Here is a 4,178-nt window from a genome sequence, read left to right on the forward strand (position 1 = left end):
GATGGATACGGCGCGCTTTTACATCGTTGGTGCGCGCCCTACTGAGGCGGTCCGGAACCTCGCTCGCATCGAGGGTGTTGCAGTAACCGGTGCGGTTGAGGATGTGCGGCCTTTCCTGAAGCATGCGCGTTGTGCGGTTACGCCCTTGAGAATCGCACGAGGAATTCAGAACAAAGTGCTGGAGGCCATGGCGATGGGGAAATCCATCGTCTCCACTGGGGCGGCGATCGAAGGCATCGAAATCCAAAAACCTCTGGATCTTCTCGTTGCGGAGACTCCCTGGGAGTGGGCGGACACCGTCTCGAAGGCGCTTTGCGCCGACTCGCTGCCGTTTAAGTCCGAGAGAAACCGGGAGTTCGTTGTGCAGCGATACGGCTGGGCGAACAGTCTTCGCCGTCTGGGGGCGGTGCTGGAAGCAATATGAAAATGAGTGTTGAAGCTTTGGCCGGCCCGCAACAAATCAATACGCCGGATTCGGCCGCCGAATGGCCCGCGGCATTATGGTTGACGAGCGTCGCCGTTCTGGCCTTGCTGGGAATTTATCATTCCACGTTCGCATCGATGGTCGCCATCTGGTGGCGTTCGGAGACTTTCGCGCATGGTTTCATCATCTTTCCGGTAAGCATCTGGCTTATCTGGCGGGAGCGGTGCGAACTAGCCCGGATAATCCCGTACCCGGACTATCGGGCCTTGCCGCTTTTGATTTCTCTTGGATTCGCATGGCTTGCGGCGCGGCTCGTCGACGTCCTCGTGATTGAGCAATTGATGTTGATCGGCATGATTCCAGTGTTGATCTGGCTGCTTCTGGGCTGGACCGTGCTGACCAAATTGGCGTTTCCCCTTGGGTTCCTGCTATTCGCCGTACCGACCGGCGAGGCGCTTGTTCCGATTTTGATGGAGTTTACCGCCGACTTCACGGTTAAGATGCTCCAGATCACCCGTATTCCGGTTTACCGGGAAGGGACTTTTTTCAGCATACCCAGCGGCGATTGGTCGGTCGTCGAAGCCTGCAGCGGCATACGCTACCTGATCGCCTCGATTACACTCGGTTTCCTTTATGCCTATTTGAGCTACCGCTCAATGGTTCGCAGAATGGCATTCATCGTGCTGGCCCTATGTTTTCCGATAATTGCCAATGGATTGCGAGCCTACATGATCGTGATGATAGGCCATCTGAGCGGAATGAAGCTCGCGGTAGGCGTAGACCATGTGATCTATGGGTGGATATTTTTCGGTATCGTCATGCTATTCATGTTTTGGATCGGCTCGTTTTGGACCGAACCTCCGCAGAGGAGCGCCGAGTTGCCGTCTTTTACGACAAAAATTCCGGAGCGTCGTGCTAATACCGTTCGCCTTGCAGCAACTGCCGGCATAGCTTTGGTCATTTCGGTATTCTGGCCGGCTCGAGCAGCCTACATCGATTCGCTGGCTGATCACATAGCTGCATCCGTGAAGGTCGAGCTGCCACAGGCAGCCGGTTTTTGGCAAACTGCCGAGGCCTTCACGGAATGGGAGCCTTCCTACGTAGGGCCGAATGCCAAAGCCAAGGCGTTTTATCGCAGTGGCGCCGACACAGTCGGCCTATACGTGATGTATTACCGCCATCAAAAACAAGGCGGCGAACTTATCAATTCGCAAAACGTTCTCGTTTCCCCCGAAGACCGGCAGGTCTGGAAGATGCCCGAAGAAAAGCCGATGAAAGCCCGGCTGAACGGTGCTCCCGGCACAGTCCTGCAAGGACGGCTTCATTCACCCACGCAGCGATTGCTGACCTGGCGCTGGAACCGGATATCGGGACGGTATACGACAAACGACTATATCGGGAAATTGCTCGAAGCCAAGGACAAGCTTTTGGGCGCTGTGAAGGACGGTGCGGCTGTGATCCTCGTTACACCGTATGAAGATGATGTCCGGACGGCTTCCGAGGTGTTGCAGCGTTTCGTCGATGAGATGTTGCCGTCGGTCGATCGTAATCTGAACGATGCGGCCCAATCGTAACCCGATGAAGTCGCCGCTGGTCGCGCATATCATCTACCGCTTGGGTGTCGGCGGCTTGGAAAACGGCCTGGTGAATCTGATAAACCGGACACCGCCGGACCGTTACCGACACGCTGTTATCTGTCTTAAGGATGCGACCGACTTCAGGCAGCGTGTTGCCGGAGACGTTCCAGTTTATGAGCTAAACCGGAGCGAGGGCCAGGATTTTAAGGTTTACGCGCGGGTTTACCGGTTGCTGTGCCAGCTCAGACCGGCCATCGTGCATACCCGCAACCTCGCGGCATTGGAGTGTCAAATGCCCGCCTGGTTCGCGGGCACTCCGGTGCGGGTACACGGCGAACACGGGTGGGATGTGTTCGATCCGGACGGAACGAACCGCAAGTATCAGTGGCTGCGACGATTCTTGAAGCCGCTTGTGCATCGTTACGTCCCATTATCGTGCCATCTGGAATCTTATCTCCGGGAAAGGATCAGGGTTCCCGAAAAGAAAATGACCCGTATCTGCAACGGTGTCGACACATCGGTATTTCATCCGGCGCCGGACGGCAAGCCTTCGATAGCGGATTGCCCTTTTCAAAGCCGAGAGGGGCAAATACTGATCGGCACGGTGGGTCGCATGCACGGTGTCAAGGATCAGCCCACTCTGGTAAAAGCCTTCATAGGTTTGCTCGAATGGCGGCCCGAACTCCGCGCGACGCTGCGCTTGCTCCTCGTGGGGGATGGACCTTTACGCGAGCAAGCGCGGCAAATGCTGGAGTCGGCAGCCTTGGAGCGTTTGGCCTGGCTGCCCGGCGAACGTTCCGACATCGCCGATATCCTGCGCGGCTTGGATATCTTCGTACTCCCCTCCCGGGCAGAGGGCATATCGAACACGATCCTAGAGGCGATGGCTTCCGGCTTGCCGGTGATCGCAACCGAGGTGGGCGGTAATCCGGAACTGGTCGTGAACGGCGTTACCGGAATGTTGGTGCCCAAGGAAGATCCCGGCGCAATGGCAACCGCGCTCAAGACCTATCTGAACGATCCGGGGATGATCGCAGCTCACGGAGCTGCGGGGCAAAAGCGCGTGGTTGAATCGTTCAGTTTGGACGGAATGGTCAGCCGTTATCTCGCCCTTTATGACGAATTATTGAATACAAGGCATTGAGGAACTAACAGTATGTGTGGAATCGTTGGCATCTTCGACAGGTTCGGGCGGGAAGAGATCGACCGCGAACTGCTCGGACGCATGAACGAAAGCCAATACCATAGAGGCCCCGACGAAGGAGGCCTGCATACTGAGCCGGGACTCGGATTCGGTCACAGGCGACTTTCCATCATCGATCTTTCGAACGGGCAACAGCCGCTTTTCAATAAAGATAAAAGCGTCGTCGCCACTTATAACGGCGAAATCTATAACTTTCAGGATATACGCGCCGAGTTGGAGACCCTCGGTTACCAGTTCGAGACTCACTGCGACACGGAAGTCATCGTCTACGCCTGGGAGGCTTGGGGCGAGTCCTGCGTGGACCGGTTTCGCGGCATGTTCGCGTTCGCCATTTGGGACCGCCCGCGCGAGACGCTGTTCCTGGCTCGGGACCGGTTAGGCGTGAAACCGCTTTATTATGCCGATCTCCCCAACGGCAAATTTGTCTTCGGCTCGGAATTGAAAGCTTTGCTGTTCCATCCGGACGTGCCGCGGAAAATCGACCCCACCGCGGTAGAAGATTATTTCGCCTATGGCTATGTGCCCGACCCGAAAAGCATCTTTAGCGGCGTCCAGAAACTGGCTCCGGGCTTTCGTCTGACCCTCAAGCGCGGCGAGCCGAAGTGCCGGCCGGAATGCTACTGGGATGTACCGTTTGCAGCGGACGGCAGCATGACCGAAGGACATGCGCGGGAAGAGCTTATCAACCGTTTGCAAGAAGCTGTCCGTATACGGCTGGTGGCCGACGTTCCTCTGGGAGCTTTCTTGTCCGGAGGGGTCGATTCGAGTGCCGTCGTGGCCATGATGGCGGGCTTATCCGCCGATCCGGTCAATACCTGCTCGATCTCTTTCGGCGATCCCGCGTTTAACGAGGCGCGGTATGCGGAGATGGTGGCGGAACGTTATCGCACACGTCATCGTGTGAAACAGGTCGATCCGGACGATTTCTCGTTGATCGACCGGCTTGCAGGGTTGTACGACGAGCCCTATGCCG

Annotated in this window: 4 protein-coding genes; all 4 read left to right on the plus strand. The window is 56.8% G+C overall.

All coding sequences use genetic code 11. The annotated features are described in order from the left end of the window. On the plus strand, window positions 1–424 hold a 424-nt coding region (locus ABJK70_RS21160; RefSeq protein WP_347259028.1), incomplete at its 5' end, for a glycosyltransferase. Then, on the plus strand, window positions 421–1,998 hold the full coding sequence (gene xrtA, locus ABJK70_RS21165; RefSeq protein ID WP_347259029.1) for an exosortase A: 1,578 nt from the start codon (window positions 421–423) through the stop codon (window positions 1,996–1,998). The genes ABJK70_RS21160 and xrtA, both read left to right, overlap by 4 nt. Window positions 1,999–2,002: 4 nt before the next feature. Then, window positions 2,003–3,145 (plus strand): TIGR03088 family PEP-CTERM/XrtA system glycosyltransferase, encoded by a 1,143-nt coding sequence (locus tag ABJK70_RS21170; protein ID WP_347259030.1) that lies wholly within the window; start codon window positions 2,003–2,005, stop codon window positions 3,143–3,145. 12 nt (window positions 3,146–3,157) lie between these two features. Further along, the coding region (gene asnB / locus ABJK70_RS21175; protein ID WP_347259031.1) for an asparagine synthase (glutamine-hydrolyzing) at window positions 3,158–4,178 on the plus strand (1,021 nt) is incomplete at its 3' end.

This window comes from Methylocaldum sp., assembly GCF_039794385.1.
Lineage (GTDB): Bacteria > Pseudomonadota > Gammaproteobacteria > Methylococcales > Methylococcaceae > Methylocaldum.